Origin of the sequence: Curtobacterium sp. 9128 (assembly GCF_900086645.1) — a bacterium.
In the GTDB taxonomy this organism is placed as follows: domain Bacteria; phylum Actinomycetota; class Actinomycetes; order Actinomycetales; family Microbacteriaceae; genus Curtobacterium.
Genome location: NZ_LT576451.1, coordinates 1,593,060 through 1,615,564 on the forward strand (window position 1 = coordinate 1,593,060; position 22,505 = coordinate 1,615,564).

18 protein-coding genes and 1 tRNA gene are annotated in these 22,505 nt (G+C 70.2%); 12 read left to right on the top strand and 7 right to left on the bottom strand.

The annotated features are described in order from the left end of the window. Nucleotides 1-11: 11 nt before the first annotated feature. A complete protein-coding gene (locus QK288_RS07745; protein ID WP_281267227.1) occupies nt 12-1,460 on the bottom strand; it encodes a zinc-dependent metalloprotease in 1,449 nt (482 codons plus the stop codon). Nucleotides 1,461-1,659: 199 nt separating this feature from the next. Here QK288_RS07745 and QK288_RS07750 point away from each other — a divergent pair, with 199 nt between their 5' ends. The 3 genes from QK288_RS07750 to QK288_RS07760 all read left to right on the top strand — a co-directional run bounded on the left by QK288_RS07750 (nt 1,660) and on the right by QK288_RS07760 (nt 6,160). Further along, nucleotides 1,660-2,769, top strand: a complete 1,110-nt coding sequence (locus QK288_RS07750; protein ID WP_281267228.1) for a S16 family serine protease — start codon at nt 1,660-1,662, stop codon at nt 2,767-2,769. 273 nt (nt 2,770-3,042) lie between these two features. Then, on the top strand, nt 3,043-6,021 hold the full coding sequence (locus QK288_RS07755) for a UPF0182 family protein (protein ID WP_281267556.1): 2,979 nt from the start codon (nt 3,043-3,045) through the stop codon (nt 6,019-6,021). A gap of 62 nt (nt 6,022-6,083) precedes the next feature. Further along, nucleotides 6,084-6,160 (top strand) — tRNA-Met (locus QK288_RS07760). Nucleotides 6,161-6,316: 156 nt separating this feature from the next. On the opposite strand, the gene QK288_RS07765 is transcribed toward QK288_RS07760, so the two are convergent. Then, nucleotides 6,317-7,255: an aldo/keto reductase gene (locus QK288_RS07765; protein ID WP_281267229.1), complete on the bottom strand. Its 939-nt coding sequence runs from the start codon at nt 7,253-7,255 to the stop codon at nt 6,317-6,319. 107 nt (nt 7,256-7,362) lie between these two features. On the opposite strand from QK288_RS07765, the gene QK288_RS07770 reads away from it, so the two are divergent. After that, nucleotides 7,363-7,959, top strand: a complete 597-nt coding sequence (locus QK288_RS07770; RefSeq protein WP_281267230.1) for a TetR family transcriptional regulator — start codon at nt 7,363-7,365, stop codon at nt 7,957-7,959. 23 nt (nt 7,960-7,982) lie between these two features. Continuing rightward, complete coding sequence (locus QK288_RS07775; protein ID WP_281267231.1) at nt 7,983-8,786, top strand: carbon-nitrogen hydrolase family protein; 804 nt, start codon at nt 7,983-7,985, stop codon at nt 8,784-8,786. Here QK288_RS07775 and QK288_RS07780 read toward each other — a convergent pair. Continuing rightward, nucleotides 8,740-9,972, bottom strand: coding sequence for an aminotransferase class I/II-fold pyridoxal phosphate-dependent enzyme (locus tag QK288_RS07780; RefSeq protein ID WP_281267232.1), 1,233 nt, complete (start codon nt 9,970-9,972; stop codon nt 8,740-8,742). The two genes, QK288_RS07775 and QK288_RS07780, sit on opposite strands and share 47 nt — an antisense overlap. 182 nt (nt 9,973-10,154) lie before the next feature. Between QK288_RS07780 and QK288_RS07785 the strand changes: the two genes are divergently transcribed. The 5 genes from QK288_RS07785 (at nt 10,155) to QK288_RS07805 (ending at nt 16,551) form a co-directional block, all read left to right on the top strand. Then, nucleotides 10,155-12,206, top strand: coding sequence for a trypsin-like peptidase domain-containing protein (locus QK288_RS07785; RefSeq protein ID WP_281267233.1), 2,052 nt, complete (start codon nt 10,155-10,157; stop codon nt 12,204-12,206). A 252-nt stretch (nt 12,207-12,458) separates the two neighbouring features. Continuing rightward, nucleotides 12,459-13,502 (top strand): glycosyltransferase family 2 protein, encoded by a 1,044-nt coding sequence (locus QK288_RS07790; RefSeq protein ID WP_281267234.1) that lies wholly within the window; start codon nt 12,459-12,461, stop codon nt 13,500-13,502. A 4-nt stretch (nt 13,503-13,506) separates the two neighbouring features. Continuing rightward, nucleotides 13,507-14,328: a CDP-alcohol phosphatidyltransferase family protein gene (locus QK288_RS07795; RefSeq protein WP_281267235.1), complete on the top strand. Its 822-nt coding sequence runs from the start codon at nt 13,507-13,509 to the stop codon at nt 14,326-14,328. Further along, nucleotides 14,325-15,233, top strand: coding sequence for a glycosyltransferase (locus QK288_RS07800; protein ID WP_281267236.1), 909 nt, complete (start codon nt 14,325-14,327; stop codon nt 15,231-15,233). The genes QK288_RS07795 and QK288_RS07800 overlap by 4 nt, the downstream gene beginning before the upstream one ends. Before the next feature lie 85 nt (nt 15,234-15,318). After that, nucleotides 15,319-16,551 (top strand): CDP-glycerol glycerophosphotransferase family protein, encoded by a 1,233-nt coding sequence (locus QK288_RS07805; RefSeq protein ID WP_281267237.1) that lies wholly within the window; start codon nt 15,319-15,321, stop codon nt 16,549-16,551. Between the two features lie 11 nt (nt 16,552-16,562). On the opposite strand, the gene QK288_RS07810 is transcribed toward QK288_RS07805, so the two are convergent. The 4 genes from QK288_RS07810 to QK288_RS07825 all read right to left on the bottom strand — a co-directional run bounded on the left by QK288_RS07810 (nt 16,563) and on the right by QK288_RS07825 (nt 19,316). After that, a complete protein-coding gene (locus QK288_RS07810) occupies nt 16,563-16,865 on the bottom strand; it encodes a hypothetical protein (protein ID WP_281267238.1) in 303 nt (100 codons plus the stop codon). 119 nt (nt 16,866-16,984) lie between these two features. Next, nucleotides 16,985-17,755: an ABC transporter ATP-binding protein gene (locus QK288_RS07815; protein ID WP_281267239.1), complete on the bottom strand. Its 771-nt coding sequence runs from the start codon at nt 17,753-17,755 to the stop codon at nt 16,985-16,987. Next, nucleotides 17,755-18,579: an ABC transporter permease gene (locus QK288_RS07820; protein WP_281267240.1), complete on the bottom strand. Its 825-nt coding sequence runs from the start codon at nt 18,577-18,579 to the stop codon at nt 17,755-17,757. Before QK288_RS07820 ends, QK288_RS07815 begins: the two co-directional genes overlap by 1 nt. A 41-nt stretch (nt 18,580-18,620) precedes the next feature. Continuing rightward, entirely contained in the window at nt 18,621-19,316 is a 696-nt protein-coding gene (locus tag QK288_RS07825) for a phosphocholine cytidylyltransferase family protein (protein WP_281267241.1), read from the bottom strand. 299 nt (nt 19,317-19,615) lie between these two features. On the opposite strand from QK288_RS07825, the gene QK288_RS07830 reads away from it, so the two are divergent. Together QK288_RS07830 and QK288_RS07835 are read left to right on the top strand one after the other, a co-directional pair. Further along, nucleotides 19,616-20,926 carry an ABC transporter ATP-binding protein gene (locus QK288_RS07830; RefSeq protein ID WP_281267242.1) on the top strand — a complete coding sequence of 437 codons (1,311 nt, stop codon included), beginning with the start codon at nt 19,616-19,618 and terminating at the stop codon, nt 20,924-20,926. After that, on the top strand, nt 20,902-22,476 hold the full coding sequence (locus tag QK288_RS07835) for an ABC transporter permease (RefSeq protein ID WP_281267243.1): 1,575 nt from the start codon (nt 20,902-20,904) through the stop codon (nt 22,474-22,476). The genes QK288_RS07830 and QK288_RS07835 overlap by 25 nt, the downstream gene beginning before the upstream one ends. The last annotated feature ends 29 nt before the right edge of the window (nt 22,477-22,505 follow it).

A 22,505-nucleotide genomic window follows, 5' to 3' on the forward strand; every position in this document is an offset into this window, starting at 1 on the left:
GGGAGCCGTCGTCAGATCTGTGGAGAACCCGACGGACCCCTCGGCCCGGCGCCGCCCGACTCGTCGTCGCCCGACTCGTCGTCGGGACCCGAACCGTCGCCCGACTCGATCCCGCCCGACTCGTCCTCGTGCGGGCGGTCGCCGGTCGTGTCGTTGAGCAGGTCCTCGAGCGCCCGGTCGAACTCGTCGTCCGCGGCGCTCTGCCCGGGGTTGCGGAGCCGGGCGACGAGTGCGTCGGGGAAGTCGATGTCGTCGGACACGGGGACCAGGTCGAACGCCGCCCAGAGCGCGTCCCGCTGCTCGGCGCCGAGCTCGTCCGTGACCCGCTGCCACATGGCGGCTGCTTCCCGGAGGCGACGGGGACGGAGCTCGAGGCCGACCAGCGTGGCGAACGCCGACTCGGCCGGACCACCGGCTGCGCGGCGACGGCGGACCGTCTCCGCGATCGCGCCGGAACGCGGGAGGCGTGCCGTGGCGGCCGCGGTGACCGTGTCGACCCAGCCCTCGACGAGCGCGAGCATCGTCTCCAGGCGTGCCAGCGCCGCGTCCTGCTCCGGGGTGCGCGGCGGGATCAGTGCACCGGACGCCAGGGCGTCGCGGAGCTGCTCCTGGTCGGTCGGGTCGATGTCCGCTGCGAGTTCCTCGACGCGGTCGAACGGGATGTGGATGCCGCGGGCGTACTCCGTGATCGAGGAGATGATGTGCAGGCGGAGCCAGCGCGCGGAGCGGAAGAGCCTGGCGTGTGCGAGCTCGCGGACGGCGAGGTAGATGCGGACCTCGTCCTCCTGCACGTCGAGGCCCTCGGCGAACTCGGCCACGTTCTGGGGGAGGAGGGCCGCGACTTGCTCGTCCAGCAGGGGCACGCCGACGTCGCCGCCGGACACGACCTCCTTCGAGAGCTGCCCGACCACCTGACCGAGCTGGATCGCGAACAGTGCGCCGCCGACGCCGCGCATCGCCTTCGACACGTCGCCGAGCATGGCCTTGAGCTCTTCCGGGGCGCGCTGGTCGATGGCCTCGGTCAGCGCGGTCGCGATGCTGTCCGCGACGGGCTCGGCGATCTGCGTCCACACGGGTGCTGTCGCCTTCGCCCATTGCTCCCGGGTGTAGAGACTCGGGGTCGCGGTCAGCTCGGCCACGGTGGTCACCTCGTCGAGCCAGAGCGCGGCGACCTGGAACGCCTGGTCGCTCGCCTGCGACGTCGCCGGGTCGACCCCGTGCTGGCCGTCCTTCGCGATCGCGGTGGCGCGTTCTGCAGTGACCGAGAAGTCGATGCCGTCCCCGCCGTCCTGCGCCGCACGCTGGAGCTGGCTCATCAGGTTGGCGACGAAGGCCGGGTCGTTCGGCAGACCGGCCGCGCCGGCGAGCTGCGACGGGTCGATCTGGCCTTCCCCGGACAGGAGCTTGCGGAGCATCTCCTGGAAGTCGTCGTCCGGCCCCGGCTGCGGTTCATCAGGCATGCCGACTACGCTAATCGCTGCTCGTGGGGCCGGACCTGGGACGGACCCGTGGGATCGCTCCGCGGGCTGCGCCCAGGGCGAACAGCCGGGCGGAAGCCACGGCGAACAGCCGAGCGGAAGCCGCGGCGAACAGCCGAGCGGAAGCCACGGCGAACAGCCCGGCGGACGCCGCGGCGCACCTCACTCCGGAAGGACCCCGTTGACCCTCTTCGCGCCCGCCCCCCGCCGCCGCTCCCGCACCAGGACCGTCGGGTGGGCGTTCGTCGTCGGGGCCGTCGTGCTGGCGATCATCGCGAGCGTGCTCCCGAGTCCGTACGTCATCGAGCTGCCCGGTCCGGTCTTCAACACGATCGGCACCCAACGGCAGGGGACCGGCAAGGACGCGAAGGACGTCAAGCTCATCCAGGTCGACGGGCACCAGACGTACCCGACCGCCGGCGCGCTCGACATGCTCACGGTGAGCGTCGAGGGCACGGCCACGCAGCGCCCCGCCTGGACGAGCGTCATCCGGGCCCTGTTCACGAAGTCCCAGGCCGTCGTCCCCGCGTCGGCGATCTACCCCCCTGGTACCACGACCGAACAGGTGAACAAGCAGGACGCCGCCGACATGTCGAACTCGCAGCAGTCCGCCGTCGCGGCCGCACTCATCCAACAGGGCTTCGCGATCCCGACGACGCTCGAGGTCGGCACCGTGCAGGACGGCTCCGCCGCCGACGGCACGATCCGGAAGGGCGACGTCATCACGGCGTTCGACGGCACGTCGCTCACGACGAACGCCGACGCGACCACCCTCCGGGAAGCCGTGGCGAAGCACGGGACGTCCAGCCCCGCGACGGTCACGATCACCCGCGACGGCGCGTCGAAGGACGTGACGGTCACCCCGCGCGACGAGAGCGGCACCGCGCTGCTCGGTGTCGGTGTGGTCGAGCACTACGACTTCCCGTTCGACGTGTCGATCAAGCTCCAGGACGTCGGCGGGCCGTCGGCCGGCATGATGTTCGCCCTCGGGATCATCGACGAGATCACGCCGGGCAAGCTCAACGGCGGCAAGCACGTCGCCGGCACCGGCACGATCACCGCCGACGGCGAGGTCGGTCCGATCGGCGGCATCCGCCAGAAGCTCTACGGCGCGAAGGACGCGGGCGCGACCGTCTTCCTCGCACCGGCGGACAACTGCGACGAGGTCGTCGGACACGTCCCCGACGGACTCGACGTCTACTCCGTGAAGACGCTGGACCAGGCGGTCACCGACCTCGACACCATCGCGAGCGGGAAGAGCACGGCCGGTCTGGCGACCTGCGGGTCCTGACCGCGGCCCTGAGCCCGGCCACGTCCGCAACGCGCGTCGCGTGGCGGGGTCTGCCGTGCCTCCAGGCCGGGCCGGGAGGCTCGTGGCGCCTTCCTGAGATCGGGTTTCCTGAGATCGGGTACAGGTTCGCTGTCGGTCGCGTCCCATAGGATCGGTGCACTGACGGCCCGGTGCGCCGGGCCTGCCGGTCCGACACGTCTGGAGCACAATCACGTGACGACAACCTCGTCCAACTCGTCCACCGCGGGACGGCGTTCGCCGCGTGTCCCGATCGTGGTCACGATCATCGTGCTCGCAGCACTGGTGATCGCCTTCTTCATCTTCGCGAGCCTGTACACGGACTACGCATGGTTCGCCCAGCTGGGCTTCCAGAACGTGCTGACGACCAGGTGGCTCGCCGGCGGGCTGATGTTCGTCGCCGGCTTCCTCGGCATGGCCGTGCCGGTGTACGTCAGCATCCTGCTCGCGTTCCGGTTCCGGCCGGTCTACGCGAAGCTCGGCTCGCAGCTCGACCGGTACCAGCAGGTCATCGAACCGCTCCGCCGTGTCGTGATGATCGGCATCCCGGTGGTCCTCGGCGTCTTCGCCGGGCTCGCCACCGCTCCGCGCTGGAGCATGGTCCTCGAGTACTTCAACCGGACGCCGTTCGGCAAGACCGACCCGCAGTTCGGGCTGGACATCGCCTTCTACGTCTTCGAGCTGCCGTTCTGGCGCTCCGTCGTGGCGTACTCGTCCGCCGTCGTGCTCATCGCCGGCCTGGCCGCGCTCGCCGCCAGCTACCTGTACGGCGCGATGCGTTTCGGCGGGCGAGAGGTCCGCATCTCCCGCGCCGCCCGCGTGCAGCTCGCGATCACCGCCGCGGTCTACATCGCGCTGCAGGCCCTCAGCCTGTGGTTCGACCAGTACGCGGCGCTGACCAAGGACAACTCGCTCATCACCGGTGCGCAGTACACCGAGGTGAACGCCACGATCCCGGGTCGCGAGATCATGGCGGGCATCGCGGCGATCGTCGCGATCCTGTTCATCGTCACGGCGATCATCGGCCGCTGGCGGATCTCGATCGTCGGCACCGGGCTGCTGCTCGTGTCGGCGATCGTCATCGGCGGCATCTACCCGTGGATCGTGCAGCGCCTGCAGGTCGCACCGAGCGAGCGCTCGTTCGAGTCGGCGTACATCCAGCGGAACATCGACGCCACCCGCGACGCGTACGACGTCTCCGGGGTCAAGGAGTCGAACTACGACGCCACGACCGAGACGGCCACCGGTGCCCTCGCCGAGGACGCGCAGACGACCACGAACATCCGGCTCATCGACCCGAAGATCGTCTCGGACACGTTCAGCCAGCTCCAGCAGTCCCGGCAGTACTACCAGTTCCCGGACGAGCTCGACGTCGACCGCTACAACATCAAGGGCCAGACCGAGGACACCGTCATCGCGGTCCGCGACATCGACCTGGACGGACTGAGCAGCGCGGCGAACACGCAGTACAACCGCACGTTCGTGTACACCCACGGCTTCGGTGTGACCGCGGCGTACGGCAACCAGCGCGCGAGCGACGGCAAGCCGGTGTTCCTCGAGTCGGGCATCCCGTCCACCGGGGCACTGGGGGACTACCAGCAGCGCGTGTACTTCGGTGAGACCTCGCCGCCGTACTCCATCGTCGGCGCACCGAAGGGCTCGAAGAACGTCGAGCTCGACTACCCGTCCGGCTCGGACAGCGCCGACGACAACGGCGGCAACGCGACCACCACGTACCAGGGCAACGGCGGGCCGAGCATCGGCAACTTCTTCAACCGGCTCGTCTACGCGGCGAAGTTCCAGTCGGAGCAGATCCTGCTGTCGAACGCGGTCAACAAGGACTCGCAGATCCTCTACGACCGTGACCCGATCAAGCGCGTCCAGAAGGTGGCGCCGTACCTGACGACCGACAGCGACGCCTACCCCGCGATCGTCGACCACCGCCTGCAGTGGATCGTCGACGGCTACACCACCTCGGACGCGTACCCGTACTCGCAGAGCCAGAGCCTGTCCGACAGCATCGCCGGCACCGAGTCGTCGACCTTCCGGACCGATCAGGTCAACTACATCCGGAACTCGGTGAAGGCCACGGTCGACGCGTACACGGGCAAGGTCACGCTGTACGCGTGGGACACCAAGGACCCGGTGCTGAAGACCTGGCAGAAGATCTTCCCGACGTCGATGAAGCCGGTGTCGAGCATGAGCGCCGAGCTCCTCGACCACGTGCGGTACCCGACCGACCTGTTCAAGGTGCAGCGCTCGATCCTCGGGACCTACCACGTCACCAACGCGAACTCGTTCTACTCGGGTGACGACGCCTGGACGACCCCGTCCGACCCGACGACCGGGTCGAGCGACAGCGACACCAGCAGTGACACGAGCACGACGACGACCGCCCTCGGAACGCAGACGACGGCGACCAGGGCGGACCTGCAGGACCCGTACTACCTCACGATGAAGGTGCCCGGGCAGGGGACCGCCTACTCGCTGTACACGACGTACATCCCGCAGCAGACCGGGTCCAACGCCCGGAACGTGCTGACCGGCTACCTCGCCGTCGACTCCGACGCGGGAGGTGCAGGCAAGGGCAAACGGGCGTCGGGCTACGGCAAGCTGACGCTGTTGACGATCCCCAAGACCGACAACATCCCGGGGCCGCTGCAGGTGCAGAACCTGTTCAACTCGGACACCACGGTGTCGCAAGAGCTGAACATCCTGAAGCGCGGGAACAGCACCGTGAAGCAGGGCAACCTGCTGACGCTCCCGGTTGGCGGCGGGTTCCTCTACGTCCAGCCGGTGTACGTGCAGTCGACGTCGAGCGGTTCCTACCCGCTGTTGCAGAAGGTCCTCGTGGCCTTCGGTGACAAGATCGCGTTCGAGGACACCCTCGACGAGGCGCTCAACCAGCTCTTCGGTGGTGACTCCGGCGCTGCCGCGGGTGACCAGGGTGCCGCGAGCGGCTCCGGTTCGTCGAGTGGGTCGGACAACGGCTCGGACAACGGGTCCTCGGACTCGGGGTCGAGCTCGGGATCCGGGTCGACGGGCGGCAGTGGATCGACGTCGACGAACCCAGCCGTGCAGCAGGCCCTCGACGACGCGAACGCCGCACTGCAGGACCGCCAGCAGGCCTACGCGGACAACGACCTCGTTGCGGCTGCGGAGGCGGACAAGCGCCTGCAGGAGGCGATCCAGGCAGCCATCGACGCCGAGGCGAGCAGCAGCTCCGGCAACTGACGACACGGGCGGGGCACTCGATTTGGTGCCCCGCCCGTTGCCGTGTAGGCTGTTCAACGTGCCGCGGGGTGGAGCAGTTCGGTAGCTCGCTGGGCTCATAACCCAGAGGTCGTAGGTTCAAATCCTGCCCCCGCAACCAACGCGACACAAGAAGCCCCGGTCCTTTCGGACCGGGGCTTCTTCGTGTGCCCGGCGCGCGCCTTCTCGGCGGTCGCGGGCCGTGAAGCCGCGCCGCGACGGACGGGAGGCCCGGTGCGGGCGTGCACCGGGCCTCCCGTCCGTCAGTGGTCGCGGATCAGCCCGCGCGCTTGCCGCGCACCCCGTGACCGAGCGCGTCGATGCGGGCGAGCTCGTCCTCCGTGAAGGTGATCTCGGCTGCTGCGACGTTCTCCGCGACCCGTCCGGGGTTCCGCGATCCCGGGATCGGCACGATGTCCTCCCGCTGCGCGAGGATCCACGCGAGGGCCAGCTGCGACAGCGAGATCCCCTTCGCATCGGCCAGTTCGGTCAGGCCCGCGACGACGGCGGTGTTCGCCTCGTAGTGGCCGGGGGTCCACCAGTCGAGGAACTGCCGGATGTCGTCCTGGGCGTAGCTGCTCCGTGGTCCGACCGAGCCGCTGAGGAACCCGCGGGCGAGGGGTGAGTACGCGACGAGGCCGATCCCGAGTTCGTCGACGACGGGGAAGAGGTCCTCCGACTCACGCGAGAAGATCGAGTACTCCGTCTGGAGCACCGAGATCGGGTGGACGGCGTTCGCGCGGCGGATGCTGTCCTCGTCGGTGTTCGAGAGGCCGAGGTACCGCACTTTGCCGGCCTGGACGTACTCCTGCATGACGCCGACGACGTCCTCGATCGGCACGGCGGGGTCGTGGACGTGCTGGTAGAGCAGGTCGATCGAGTCCGTGCCGAGGTTCACGAGGCTGGCGTCCACGACCTCGCGGATGTGGTCGAGCTGCGAGTTCGGCGCGAAGGTCTCCGGCGTGAAGCCGAACTTGGTCGCGATGGTGACCTCGTCGCGGATCGGGGCGAGTGCCGTGCCGAGCAGTCGCTCACCGGTGCCCCACCCGTAGAGCTCCGCGGTGTCGAAGTGGGTGACGCCGAGCTCGTGCGCGCGCCGGATCGCGGCGATCGACTCCGTGTCGTCGCCGGGACCGTAGGCGAACGTCGTGCCCATGGCCCCGTAGCCGACGGCGCCGACGACGAGACCCTGCTGACCGAGGGTGCGGTGTTCCATGTGCTGTCCTTCCGGAACGTGATGAGTGGTGGTACATGGCACTGTACGCCATGTGTGGCAGAGTCTGCCAAGTACGGCTGGTCCTGCCGCATTGCTAAGATCGTCGGATGAGCGACACGAGCACCGATCGGCGCCCGGGCCTGCGGGACATCACCCGCGACGCCGTCCGCGCGCGCATCGCCGCCGTCGCCATCGCCCGGTTCGACGCCGACGGGTTCGACCGCGTCACCGTCGAGCAGGTCGCGGCAGAGGCCGGGATCTCCGCTCGGAGCTTCCACCGGTACTTCCCCGCGAAGGAGGACGCGGTGATCGGCGAGCCCGCGCGGCACCGCGAGGCACTGGCTGCGGCGTTCGGTTCCCGGCCGTCCGACGAACCGGTGTGGATCGCCCTGCGGGAGGCGTTCGTCGAGATGGTCGGACGCGGTGGGGACGATCGGGAGACCGACCGTCGCTCCATCCGTGTCATGACGAGTGCCCCGTCGCTCCGCGCCCGCAACCTCGAGAAGCACCAGGCGTGGGCAGAGGTGCTGGTGCCGCTCGTCGTGGACCGTCTCGTCGGGCGCGACCTGGACCTCCGCGCGCGGACGATCGTGCAGGCGGCGCTGGGGTGCTTCGACGTCGCGATCACCGCATGGGCGACCGGGCCCGAGCGGGACGTGAGCGGCCTCCTGCGTCGGTCGTTCGACGTGCTCGACGTCCGCTGACCGGAGCCGGTTAGCCTGGCACCGTGACCATCCTGACGATCGCAGCAGCACAGTTCGCCCCGGTCGACGACCCGACGGCGAACCTCGAGACGGTCCGTGCGGCGGCGGTCGACGCCGCGGCCCGCGGAGCCGACCTGCTCGTCACGCCCGAGTACACCTCGTACTTCACCGCCGAGATCGACGACCGGTTCGTCGCCGCAGCGCAGCCGCTCGACGGCCCGTTCGTGCAGGGCCTGCAGCAGGTCGCCCGCGAGACCGGCGTGGCCGTCGTCGTCGGGGTCGCGGAGCGATCAGACCGGGTGGACCGGTTCCGGAACACGCTCGTCGCGATCGGCGCGGACGGCGCGGTGCTGCAGACCTACCGGAAGGTCCACCTCTACGACGCGTTCGGGTGCCGGGAGTCCGACCGCATCGAGCCCGGCGACCCCGCGCAGTTGCCGGTGTTCGAGGTCGCCGGCGTGCGCATCGGTCTGGAGACCTGTTACGACCTGCGGTTCCCCGAGGTGACGCGGCGGCTGGCGGTGGTCCCGGTCGACGTCGTCCTGCTGCCGGCGGAGTGGGTCCGCGGTCCCGGCAAGGAACACCACTGGCGCACGCTGCTGACCGCCCGCGCGATCGAGAACACGGTCTGGGTCGTCGGCGTCGGACAGGCTCCGCCGGTCGGGATCGGTGGCTCGGTCGTGCTCGATCCCGCCGGTGTCGCCACGGCGGCGCTCGGCTCCAAGCCCGGCCTGCTCGTGGCGACGGTCGACACCGCCGTCACGGACGAGGTCAGGCGGGTCAACCCCTCGCTGGCGTTGCGCCGGTACGACGTGACGGCTCGCTGAGGCCCGCGAGCCGTGCGGCCGCGTCCTCGAGCACGCCGCGTCGCTTGCAGAACGCGAACCGCACGAGCGACCGGTAGCCGGCCGAGCGATCGGGCCGCACGAACGCGGACACCGGGACGCCGACGACCCCGGCGAGTGCCGGGAGCTCCATGCAGAAGGCACGGGCGTCGTCGTACCCGAGCGGTGCGGTGTCCGCGATGACGAAGTACCCGCCGTCCGGGCGCATGACGTCGAAGCCGGCGGCCGTGAGCCCGGATGCGAGCACGCCGTGCTTCGCCGAGAGGTCAGCGGCGATCCCGGCGAAGACCGCGTCCGGCAGCCGGAGTCCGGCGGCGACCGCGGGTTGGAACGGGGCGCCGTTGACGAACGTCAGGAACTGCTTGACCGACGTGATCGCGTCGACGAGTGCCGGGGGAGCCGTGAGCCAGCCGATCTTCCAGCCCGTGGTGCTGAAGGTCTTCCCAGCGCTGGAGATCGTCACGGTGCGGTCCCGGGCGCCGTCGAGCGTCGCGATCGGGACGTGCGGGACGACGAACGTCAGGTGCTCGTAGACCTCGTCCGTGACGATGACGGCGTCGTACCGCTCGGCGAGTTCGACGATCGTCTGCAGCACCTCGGTCGGGAGCACCCGTCCGGTCGGGTTGTGCGGCGTGTTGACCAGGACGGCCCTGGTCCGGTCGGAGAACGCGGCACGGAGCGTGTCCTCGTCCGGCAGGAAGTCCGGTGCGGTCAGGGGGACCGTGACGTGTGTGCCCCCGGCGAGCCCGATGAGCGCCCCGTACGCGTCGTAGAACGGCTCGAACGTGATCACCTCGTCCCCGGGCTCGACCAGGGCGAGGAGCGTCGCGGCCAGTGCCTCCGTCGCCCCGGCGGTGACCAGGACCGCTCGGTCGGGGTCCACGTCGAGTCCGTACCAGCGCTGCTGGTGCTCGGCGATCGCCTGCCGGAGGTCCGTGGTCCCGCGGCCCGGTGGGTACTGGTTGACGCCGTCGCGGATCGCGCGCACCGCGGCGTCGAGCACCTCGGCCGGACCGTCCTCGTCCGGGAACCCCTGCCCGAGGTTGATCGCTCCGGTGCTGGCGGCGAGGGCGCTCATCTCGGCGAAGACCGTCGGCGCCGGTGTGCCGTCCGGGCCGAGGAGCATGGCGCCCTCCGCTGCTCGCAACCATGGTCCTGAGTGCCGCATGGGGTTCCCTTCGACGCGCTGTGCCGCTGAACGGACCCCAACCTAGTGCGTCCCCGAGGACCGTCCCGAGATCCTGCCCACAGCTGACGCATAAGATCGCCATAGGGCACTCGCAGCCCTGTCAGGATGACCGCCCAGGTGCGTGCGACAGACTGCACGAGCTTGAAAGGAGCACGTCCAGCATGACCGACACCACGCCCAACGGGCACGGCGACGACGACCGTCAGGACGACACGACCCCAGGGGTCGGCGCCGACGACGTCGCGCAGCAGGCGGGCGACGCTGGAGCGTCGACGCCGAGCGAAGCAGAGACCAGCGCGCACCGCGACGCGGACCACACCGACGTGATCGAACCGGCGTCGACGGCGAGCGAGACGGAGCAGTTCCCCGCCTCGGAGCACCCGACGAGCCAGTACACCGCGCCGTACCCGACGACCCAGGACACCCAGCAGACGTCGGGCGGCTACGGGCAGGACCACTCGGCGTACGCGGCGCCCGCGTCCCGGCAGTCGGACGGTGAGACCGGCCAGCAGCCGACGGCAGCGTACGGCGAGCAGGCTCCGTACGGCCAGCAGGCACCGTACGGCCAGACAGTCCAGAACGGTCAGGCAGGTCAGTACGGCCAGGCAGGTCAGTACGGCCAGACGACCCAGTACGGCCAGACAGGCCAGGACGGTCAGTACGGCCAAACGGGCCAGAACAGTCAGTACGGCCAGGCAAGCCAGAACGCCCAGGATGGTCAGTACGGCCAGACGAGTCAGTACGGCCAGAACAGCCAGTACGGGCAGGCCGGTCAGTACGGCCAGCAGCCGCGGTACGGCGAGTACGCGCAGCAGGGCTCCGCCCAGGCGCCGACCTCCGCCTACGGCCAGCCGGCGGCGAACACCTCGGCTCCCGCGCCGACCTCGAGCTCCTTCGGTGACACCGACGGCGCGGAGCAGCGCACGAACGGCTACTACTTCGGCGGCGCTGCCGGCGGTGCAGCAGCGGCCGGTACCGACACCACCACGAAGCGGAAGTCGGGCCGTTCCAAGCTCGTCCTGCCGGTCGTCGGCGGCCTCATCGTCGGCGCGCTCGTCGGCGGTGCAGCCGGTGGCGGCTGGGTCGCAGCGACGTCGAACGGCGGCAGCACCACCTCCAGCTCGTCGAGCTCGAACGGCGGCGGCAACCTCACCGTCAACGACTACAACTCCGCGACGGTCGTCACCGCCGTGGCCGCGCAGGCGACGCCCTCCGTCGTGACGATCAACGTGTCGTCCTCGAGCGAAGCCGGCACCGGCTCGGGCGTCGTCCTCAGCAAGGACGGCTACATCGTCACGAACACCCACGTGGTGACCCTCGACGGCGACAGCTCCAGCGGGACCATCCAGGTGACGACGTCGGACGGCAAGATCTACCCGGGCAAGCTCATCGGCACGGACCCGACGGTCGACCTCGCGGTGATCAAGATCGACGCGAGCGGCCTCAAGCCGATGTCGTTCGCGGACTCGTCGAAGCTCAACGTGGGTGACACCGCGGTCGCGATCGGTGCGCCGCTCGGCCTGTCGAACACCGTCACGGACGGCATCGTCTCGACGCTGAACCGCAGCATCCAGGTCACGTCGAGCGATCCGAACGCCGGCGGCGACTCCAACGAGGGCCAGGGCAACAACGGCAGCGGCCCGTTCGACTTCTGGGGCAACGGCGACAACGGATCGAGCTCCGGGGCGAGCACCACGGTGTCCCTCCCGGTCATCCAGACCGACGCGTCGATCAACCCCGGAAACTCCGGCGGTGCGCTGCTCGACTCGAAGGGCAAGCTCATCGGGATCAACGTCGCGATCGCCAGCGCGGGCAGCACGGACTCGTCGAGCTCCCAGTCCGGCAGCATCGGCGTCGGGTTCTCGATCCCGTCGAACCTCGTGAAGCGCGTCGCGAACGAGATCATCGACAACGGATCGGCGACCCACGGGCTCCTCGGTGCCACCGTCGGTGACGCGAACGAGGACGCCAAGGCGACCCAGATGGGCGGACTCATCAAGTCCGTCTCGTCCGGTGGCGCCGCCGCAGCCGCCGGCCTGCAGAAGGGCGACGTCGTGACGAAGATCGGTGACGCGACCATCTCGGACGCGACCGACCTGACCGCGCAGGTCCGCTACTTCGCGGGTGGCGCGAAGACGACGATCACCTACGTCCGCAACGGGGAGACCCGCACGGCGGACGTGACGCTCGGGACCTACGACAGCAAGAGCTGACGCAGGGACGGACGGACGGGAGGCGCGGTGCCAGCTGGCACCGCGCCTCCCGTCCGTCCGTGGTCCCGCCACCGCTCGGCGCGCGTCGCGGGGTGCGGAACGTCCGCGTCCGGTCGAGCGGGCGAAATACCGCGGTGGTGCGCTCGGCGGGCCCGGGTATTTCGCCCGCTCGGCGCCGGGGTGGTCCGCAGGTGTGCTGGTTGGGCAGTTGATAGGCTTCAGGTCGCTCACCGCCAGGACCCCGAGGAACGCATGCAGACAGACGGACAGCCCCTGCCGGGCGTCTCGTACGTGATGCCCGTCCTCAACGAGGTCACCGAGGTCCGTGCAGCCGTCGCGAGCCTCCTCGACCAGGACTACGAGGGGCCGTTCGAGGTCGTCCTGGCCCTCGGCCCGTCGATCGACGGCACGAACGAGCTCGTCGCCGAGATGAGCGCAGCCGACCCCCGAATCCGTGCGGTCGAGAACGCCGTCGGGTCCACCCCGGCCGGCCTGAACGTCGCCATCCGCGCCTCGGAGCACCCGATCGTCGTCCGCGTCGACGCACACTCCGTCCTGCCCCGCGACTACACGCGGATCGCCGTGCGCACGCTGCAGGAGTCCGGCGCGGACAACGTCGGCGGCATCATGCGCGCCGAGGGACGGACGCCGTTCGAGAAGGCGGTCGCACTCGCCTACGGCAGCCGCGTCGGTCTCGGCGGGACCCCGCACCACGTCGGCGGCCAGGCGGGTCCGGCCGAGACCGCCTACCTCGGTGTCTTCAAGCGCGACCGGCTGTTCGCGGTGGGGCTCTTCGACGAGGGCATCAAGCGTGGGCAGGACTGGGAGCTCAACCGGCGGCTGCGCACCACCGGGGGGACCGTCTGGTTCACGCCGGAGCTCGTCGTGACCTACCGTCCGCGGCCGAGCCTCAAGCGCCTGATCCGCCAGTTCGTCGCGACCGGGCTCTGGCGAGGCGAACTCGCACGCCGATTCCCGGCGGGCAACGGCATCCGCTACTTCGTGCCGCCGGCCATGGTCGCCGGCCTCGGGCTCGGCATCGTCGCCGGGATCGTCGGCATCATCGGCGCTGCGGTGCACGGTGGCGCCGCCTGGGCACTGCTCGGGTTCGTCGTCCCCGCGGTCTACCTGCTGTTCGTCGTCGTGGGTGCCCTCGTGGTCGCGCGACGCTCCGACGCGGCCACCCGGGCATGGCTGCTCGTCGTGCTGCCGTGCATCCACATCGGCTGGGGGGTCGGGTTCATCGTCGGGTTCCTGACGCGGACCTCCGAGCTGACGACCCACACCGGACGGTGACCCCATGACCGACGACCAGCCCGCCGAGCACGGCTACGCGCACCCGAAATCGATCGCGGAACTGCGCGCGGTCGCCCAGCCGGACGAGGTCCGGTCGCGTGCGAACGCCGAGCACTGGACCGCCTCGCTGTACCTGCGTGACGTCTCGCCATACCTGACCTGGGTGCTCCTCAAGACGCGGATCAGCGCGAACCAGGTCACCGGCCTGATGATCCTGGTCGGGTGGTCGGTCGCGGCCGCCCTGCTCATCCCCGGGATCTGGGGCGCAGCACTCGCGCTCGTGCTCGGTCAGCTGCAGATGCTCGTCGACTGCTCGGACGGCGAGGTCGCACGGTGGCGCGGGACACGCTCGCCCGCCGGCGTGTTCCTCGACAAGGTCGGGCACTACACGACCGAGGGACTCATCCCGATCGCGCTCGGCGTCCGCGCTGCCACGTGGCCGATCCACGGCGCCGACTGGATGTGGACGACGATCGGCTGCGCGCTCGGGTTGGTCATCGTGCTCAACAAGGCGCTCAACGACATGGTGCACGTGGCCCGTGCGAACTCCGGGCTCGAGAAGCTCGTCGACCGCCGGGACGCCTCGACCGCTCCGTCCGGGCGTCGTCTCGCGTCGCTCCGCCGGGTCGCACGGTTCCTGCCGTTCCACCGGCTGTACCACTCGGTCGAGCTCTCGATGCTGGCGTTCGTGTTCGCGCTCATCGGTCTGGCCGTCGGGCACCCGCTCGTCGACCGGATCCTCGTCGGTGCGCTCCTGCCGCTCGCCGTCATCGCGACGTTCGGGCACTTCGTCGCGATCATCTCGTCGAAGCGGGTGCGCGCGTGACGCCCGGCACACTCCGACGCCACGCGGTGGCGCATCGCGAACGGCCGCGGGTGGCGGTGGTCAGCCTGTCGCAGGGCACCAGACCGGACGACCTGCGCCGTGGGCTGGAGAGCGTGCTCGCCCAGCAGGGGGTGGAACTCGACGTCGTCTGCGTCGGCAACGGTTGGGAGCCGAACGGTCTTCCGGAGGGCGTCCGCGCGCTGGCGCTCCCGGAGAACGTCGGCATCCCGGCCGGACGCAACGCCGGCGCCGAGGTCGTCGACGGCGACTACGTGTTCTTCCTCGACGATGATGCGTCCATCCCCTCCGAGACCTTCCTGCGCGATGCGATCGGCCTGTTCGAACGCGATCCGTCGCTCGGCCTCGTGCAACCGCGCGTGGTCGACCCGACCGGGACGGCGAACCCGCGGCGCTGGGTGCCCCGGATCCGGAAGGGCGACCCCGCCGAGTCGTCGCCGGTGTTCTCGGTGTGGGAGGGCGCGGTCATCCTGCCGATGGACGTGTACCGCGTCGTCGGCGGATGGGGAGCGCCGTACTTCTACGCGCACGAGGGCATCGAGCTCGCGTGGCGGGTGTGGGACGCCGGCCGACGGACCTGGTACGCCGGGGACCTGGTCGTGAGCCACCCCGCGATCGACCCGGCGCGGCACAGCGAGTACTACCGCCTGAACGCCAGGAACCGCGTCTGGCTGGCCCGCCGCAACCTGCCCGCGCCGCTCCGCCCCCTGTACGTCGGGTCGTGGGCGGCTATCCAGGTGGCACGCTGGTGGCGACACCCCGCACGGCTGCGGGTGTGGTTCGGCGGCGTCCGCGAAGGCTGGGCGAACGACTGCGGTCCCGCACGCCCGATGGGATGGCTGACGATCGGCCGGATGACGCTCGCCGGCCGCCCGCCCGTCGTCTGACCCCGCCCGTCGTCTGACCCTGCCCGGCCGACGCGAAGCCCGAGGACCGACGAGACTCGACAACCGACTCGACGAGAGAGGCAGCATGCCGATCATCAACGACGCCCGCACGGCCGTCCGACTCGCACGCCGGCTCCTGCGCGCCCGCGGGCACCGGCGGACGCTCGCCCGACGTCTGGCCGCAGAACCGCCGCTGGCGCCCGGGACCATCGAGATCGCGGTGTACTTCGCCGACGGGCCCGTGAACATGTACCAGGTCCGTCAGTGGTACGCCCCGCTCGAGGAGCTGTCGAAGACGCACCCGGTGGCGATCATCTCCCGGAACCCCGGGACGATGCTCACACTGCTCGACGAGGCGCCGGTGACCGCTGTCTACGCCCGACAGGTCGTGGACCTGGAACGCTTCGTCGACGAGCAGGCGCCGAAGGTGGTGCTGTACGTCAACCAGAACGCCCGCAACTTCCAGATGATGCGGTACGGGCGGATGTGGCATGTCTTCGTCAACCACGGCGAGAGCGACAAGATGTACATGACGACGAACCAGTTCAAGGCGTACGACTACGCCCTGATCGCCGGGGACGCCGCCCGTGACCGACTCGCCGAGGCCCTGTGGGACTACGACCTGGACAGCAGGGCGATCGCGATCGGCCGCCCTCAGGCCGACCACTTCGCGGGGAAGCCGCCGTACCCGTCCGACGACCGCACCGTCGTGCTCTACGCCCCGACCTGGGAAGGCGATCGTCCGGCGGCCGCCTACGGGTCGATCTCGAGCCACGGCACGACCATCGCCGATCGTGTGCTCGCTTCGCCCCGCCACCGTCTGGTCTACCGACCGCACCCGCGGAGCGGCGTCCTGGACGCCGACTACAAGGCGGCGCACGAGCGGATCATCGCCGCCATCGCCGCCGCGAACACCGCTGACCCGGGCGCGCACCACGTGTACGACGACGGACCGGAGCTGGGCTGGCAGCTCGCGGACGCCGACGTCGCGATCACCGACATCAGCGCGATGATCTACGACCGGCTCGCCGTCGGCAAGCCCCTGATCGTCACGCGGCCCCGTTCCGCGGATGCCGACGTCGACGAGCGCGGGTACCTGGCAGCGGCGAACTGGTTGACCACGACCGACGCGGAGGACATCGTGGCTCGCGTGGACGCCGCAGCACACGACGAATCGGAGCTCGCGGCCTTGCGGCACTGGGTCGCCCGGTACTTCGGCGACACCTCGCCCGGGACCGCGACCGCTCGGTTCCACGACGCGATCGAGCGGCTCATCGCTCGCTGGCACCGCGTCGCCGAGGAGCACGGCGAGCGCTGACCCGGTCCGGTTCACGGTGCGAGGCCGGGACCGACCAGCGACATCCGCCACAGGTACTCGCTGTGGTCCGGACGACGCCACCGGACGATCACGACGCCGGTCTCTTCCGGGCCGGCGCCGAACACCGCGATCCCGATGCTGCGACCGGGTTCGAGGCGGCGCACGACAAGCGGCGGGCAGTAGCCGGTGCCGAGGTGGGTGAGGCTCAGTCCGTCGACCGGTTCGTCGGACATGTTCGTGAGGTCGTACCGTCGGGGCGCATGCGTGCGGTCGACGACGAACGGGACAGCGTAGGCGGTTGGTGCGGGGTGCATGGGGGCGAGGTTAGGGGGAGGGTCCGACGCTGGGGGTGCCGGAGTGCCCTGTGGGCCCTTGGGTTGTGGAGCGGGGGCGGATCGGCCTGGTTGTTGGGGAGAGGGGCCGACGACCGGGCTCAGACGCCGTAGTCGGCGGAGTACTTCGCGAGTGCGTCCTCGATCGGCCCGTCGAGCTGCAGACGTCCCTTGTCGAGGTACAGCCCCCGCTTGCAGAAGCGCCGGAGGTCCTTGTCGCTGTGGGACACGAAGAAGAGGGTCCGACCGCCGGCCAGGAGTTCCTCGATCCGCTTGTAGCACTTCTCGCGGAAGGCCTTGTCGCCGACCGCCAGGACCTCGTCGACGAGGATCACGGGCTCGTCGAGGCGGGAGATCACCGCGAACGCGATGCGGACCTTCATGCCGCTCGACAGGTGCTTGTACGGGGTGTCGACGAAGTCGCCGATCTCCGCGAAGTCGATGATCTCGTCGAAGCCGTCGCGGATCTCGGCCCGGGACATCCCGTGCAGGCCCGCCGTGAGGTAGACGTTGTCGCGCACCGTCAGGTCACCGACGAACCCGCCGGTGATCTCGATGAGCGGGGCGACGCCGGCGCCGACGTGCACGCGGCCCTCGTCGGGGAGCATCACCTGCGCCACGAGCTTCAGGAGCGTGGACTTGCCCTGGCCGTTCCGCCCGACGACACCGATCGCCTCGCCGGGACGGACGTCGAACGAGACGTGGCGCAGCGCCCAGAACTCGTCACCGCGCTTGCGTCGGTTGCTGCCGCCGAAGAGGTCCTTGAAGCTGCGGCTCGCCCGACGGTTCCGCTTGAAACGGATGCCGGCGTCACGGACCGAGATGACCGGCTTCCCGGTCGTGGTCTGGGTCGTGGACTCGGTCGCGGTCATCAGAGCTCCTTGAGGACGCGGTGTTCGCTGCGCCGGAACACGACGAGTCCGACGATGACCACGATCGCGGTGATCACGACGGACGCCAAGACCTCGAACCAGTCGAGCTGCTTCGGGAAGAACGCCGACCGGTAGATGCCGAAGATGCCCGTCAGCGGGTTGATCGCCGCGAGGGGGCGCAGGGCGTCCGGCAGGGCGTTCGTGCCGTAGATGATCGGTGAGGCGTAGAAGGCGAAGCGGAGGACGAGCTTGACGGCACGCTCGAGGTCGCGGAAGAACACCACGAGCGGCGCGACGATGAGCCCCAGGCCGTAGACGAGCGCGCACTGCAGCACGATCGCGAACGGGTAGAGCACGACCTGCCAGTGCACGTGGGCACCGGTCGCGATGACGAAGATCGCGAGCACCGGGATGCTCAGCAGGAACTCGATGCCCTTCGAGGCATCGATCCGCGCGACCCAGATGCTCCGCGGGATGGTAGTCGACCGGATGAGCTTGGCTTCCTTGATGAACGCCCTGGTGGAGTCGGAGACCGCACCGGTGAACCACATCCACGGCAGCAGGGCCGTGAGCAGGAAGACGATGTAGGGCTCTTCACCGACGGAACCGCGGTGGAAGACCTGCGTGAAGACGAACCAGTAGATGCCCGACATCACGAGCGGGTCGAGGATCGACCAGACGTACCCGAGCGCGGACGTCGAGTACCGCACGCGGAGGTCGCGCTTGGTGAGCAACCACAGCGCCTGACGATAGCGCCGACCGGCACTGCGCGACGCTGCGGTGGCAGCAGTCGCGGGCACGGTCGGCGCACTCGCTGACGTCATGGGGTCCTTCCGGCCGGGATCGCCGAGAGGAGGCTGGCGGCTCAGGCGAACAGGTTGTTCGCGCGCTCGAGGTCCTCGGCGAAGTCGATCTCGACCGCGTAGAGGTCGGAGATGTCGATGGGCGTCCAGCGTAGCCCGTCCTCGCCGATGGCAGCCTCGATGCCGCCCTCGAAGTACTCCTGGTCGTCGACGCGACCGAGGTGGTGGATGAGCGCCTGCTTGTCGGCGGCGGAGACGTAGTTGATGCCGACCGCTTCGCCGAGACCCCCGACGACCTGCTTCGAGAGCTTGTGGATGAAGCCCTCGGCGTCGACGGTGTACTTGACCTCTTCGTCGGACACCTTCTCGGTGTTGACGCTGACGAACGAACGGTCCTGGTCCATCATGTCCGCGGCACGGACGAGGGCGCGCGGGTCGAAGACGACGTCGCCGTTCATCCAGAGGACGCCGCTCTTGCCGGTGGCCTTGAGCGCACGGAGGAGGCTCTTCGAGGTGTTCGTGGAGTCGTACGACTCGTTGTAGACGAAGTTCGCCTCGGGGAACGCCTCGACGATGTACTCCGACTTGTAGCCGACGACGACCGTGATCCTGGCGCTCGAACCGAAGGCCGCACGGATGTTCTCGAACTGCTGCTGCATGATGGTGCGGCCGTCGCTGAGCTCGGTGAGCGGCTTCGGCAGGCTGCGCCCGAGGCGGCTGCCCATCCCTGCTGCGAGGATGACGATCTGCGTGGTCATGGTGGTCCCTTCCGGTGTCCGCCCGCGCGCCCTGGGGCACGGGCGGGCCTCGTCGAGTCTGCTCGCAGTGCATCCGAGAACGCCGAGAGTCGCCGGCGACCGCATCCTTCGATGTGGCCGGGTGACCCGTCAGGTGTTCGGTCCGAGCAGGTTTCCAAGTGGTGAACACTCCGTCGTGCCCTGGTGAATGATACGGAACGCCCCTCCGTCGGGGTACGTGCTGTGCGTCTTCGTAGTCATTTCGTGACACTGCAGGACGCGGCCCGCCGATGTCCGGACCGCATTGGTACGGTGGGGCCGTGACGCCAGCAGCAGGGGACGACGAGGACGTGTACGCGACGTCCGACGCTGCCTGGCTGACCGAGACGACCGCGCTCGACGAGGACGCCGACAGGGCCGACCATGACGCGGAAGACGACGACGAGACGGCCGGGGACGACGTGGCCGAGGACGACACGGGGGACAGCGATGCGCACCACCGCCCTGGACAGGACGGTATGAGCGACCACACGACGACGTCGGAGGGGGAGACGGCGGAAGACGGGCGCGTCGAGGAGACCGGCGTGCTGCCGGCCGCCGCCCCGACGAGCACGACGAGCACGTCGAAGAAGCCGCGCGTCAAGCGCCCAGGTCGCGCGACACGCCCGCAGGGCGCCGCGGCGACGAACGCGGCCGCGACGGCGGACGCGGCCGCAGCGCCACAGTCGGACGCTGCCACCGCCTCCGAGCCGACCACGGACGCTCCGCAGGCCGACGACCGGACGGAGGACGAGCCTCCCGTCCGGACCAAGTCAGCACCGAAGAAAAGGACGCCCGCTGCCAAGCGAGGTGGGGCCGCGACCGCCCAGCAGCCGGTCGTGCTCCGGGCCAGCGGCCTCGTGAAGCGGTACGGGCAGACGCTCGCCGTGGACGAGGTCGACCTCGAGATCCGCCAGGGCTCCCTGTTCGGCGTCGTCGGCCCGAACGGTGCCGGCAAGACCACCACCCTGTCGATGCTCACCGGACTCCTGCGTCCGGACGCCGGCACGGCGACCGTGCTGGACCACGACGTCTGGGCCGACCCGGCTGCCGCCAAACGCAGCATGGGGGTCCTGCCCGACCGACTGCGCCTGTTCGACCGGCTCACCGGCGCGCAGCTGCTCTTCTACTCGGCGACGCTCCGCGGACTCGACGGCAAGACCGCCCGGTCGAGGAGCGCCGACCTGGCAGAGGCGTTCGGCCTCGGCGACGCGCTCGGCCGGCCCGTCGCGGACTACTCGGTCGGCATGGCGAAGAAGATCGCGCTGGCCGCGACCCTGATCCACTCCCCGCGCGTGCTCGTGCTCGACGAACCGTTCGAGTCCGTCGACCCGGTGAGCGCGACCACCATCACGGAGATCCTCCGGCGCTACACGCAGGGCGGCGGCACCGTCGTGCTGTCGAGCCACTCGATGGAGCTCGTGCAGCGCACCTGCGACTCGGTGGCCATCATCGTCGGCGGCAAGGTGCTCGCATCGGGCACCATGGCGCAGGTCCGTGGGCGCAAGAGCCTCGAGGACAAGTTCGTCGAACTCGCGGGTGGCCGCGTCGTCGCGGAGAGCATGGAATGGTTGCACAGCTTCTCCGGCTGAGGGCCGACCTGCTCGCGGGGGAGATCCGCGGGGGAGCCCGACGCTCCGTGCTCGTCGTCCTCGGGAGCCTCGCCGGCCTCGTCGCTGCCGTCCTCGTCGCCGTGGCGATCACCGCGCTGCGCTCCGCCGATGCCGAGGCCGCGCGCGCCGTCATCGTGCCGGTGGGGACCCTCATCACCGTCGGCTTCACGATCATCCCGCTCGCGGTCGGCGGCGCGGACCAGTTCGACCCGCGGCGCTTCGCGGTGTTCGGCGTGACCAGGAAGGACCTGGCGATCGGCCTCGGCGTCGCCGGGCTCGTCGGGGTCCCGGTGGTCGGCGTCGCGATCGTCGCCGTCTCCCAGTCGGTCGCCTGGATGCGGGGAGCCGGCACCGGCGTGCTCGGTGTCCTCACCGCGCTGGTCGTCGTCGCCACGTGCGGGTTGCTCGTCCGCGTCGGCTGCACCGTCGGCTCGTGGCTGCTCGGATCGCACCGCCCGACGCGGGACGCCGGCTGGCTCGTGGCCCTGGTGGTCGTCGTGCTGCTCATCCCGACGGTGTCGCTCCTGGTGGGCGCCGACTGGCTCGACCCGGAGAGCGCCGAGCTGCAGCGCATCGCCGACATCTCGGGGTGGACGCCGTGGGGCGCGGCGTGGGCGGTGCCGGCAGACGTCGCGACCGGCCACGTCGGCGCAGGCATCGCGAAGCTGGTGCTCGCGCTGGTGGTCCTCGGGCTCCTCGCATGGGCCTGGTGGGGACTCGTCGGCCGCATGCTCGTGACCGTCGACGACCGGACGACGGTGCGCCGCTACCGAACGCTCGGCTGGTTCGATCGGCTCGGCGCCACGCCCGCCGGCGCAGTGGCCGCCCGCGCGCTGACGTACTGGGGCCGCGACCCGCGCTACCGGACCTCGTACCTGATCCTGCTGTTCGTGCCGATCGTCGTCGTGCCGCTCGGCGTCGCCGGTGTCCCGTGGCACTGGACCGCGCTGATCCCGCTGCCGCTCATGGCGGTGATCGCCGGGTTCCTGCCGCACAACGACGTCTCGTACGACAACACCGCGGTGTGGTTGCACGTGGCGTCGGGGGCTCCTGGATGGAGCGACCGACTCGGCCGCCTCACCCCGGTGCTGGCGGTCGGCGTGCCGGTGATCGTCGCCGGTTCGGCGGTGTCGGCGTGGTTGTTCGGTGACTGGACGGCGTTCCCGGTGCTCGTCGGGGTCTGCGTGTCCGCGTTGTTCGCGGGACTCGGGATCTCCAGCGTGGTCTCCGTGCTGCTGCCGTACCCGACCGTGCGACCCGGGGACCGTCCGTTCCAGCAGCCCCAGGCCGCCGGCGTCGTGTCGACGGTGTCGCAGTCGTCGACGATCATCGGCATCGTGCTGTGCTCGGTTCCGGCCGGCTACCTCGCCGTGCTCGCGCTGACGGACGGTGCGGAGCCGTGGGCGATGCTGACACTCGTCGTCGGTGCGGCGGTCGGCGTCGTGGTGCTCGGGGTCGGGGTGCTCCTCGGCGGGCGGTTGTTCGACCGGCACGGTCCGGACCTACTGGCGGCGGCGCAGCGCAACTAGCGGCCGACGCGACGGATGGTCGCCCGGGC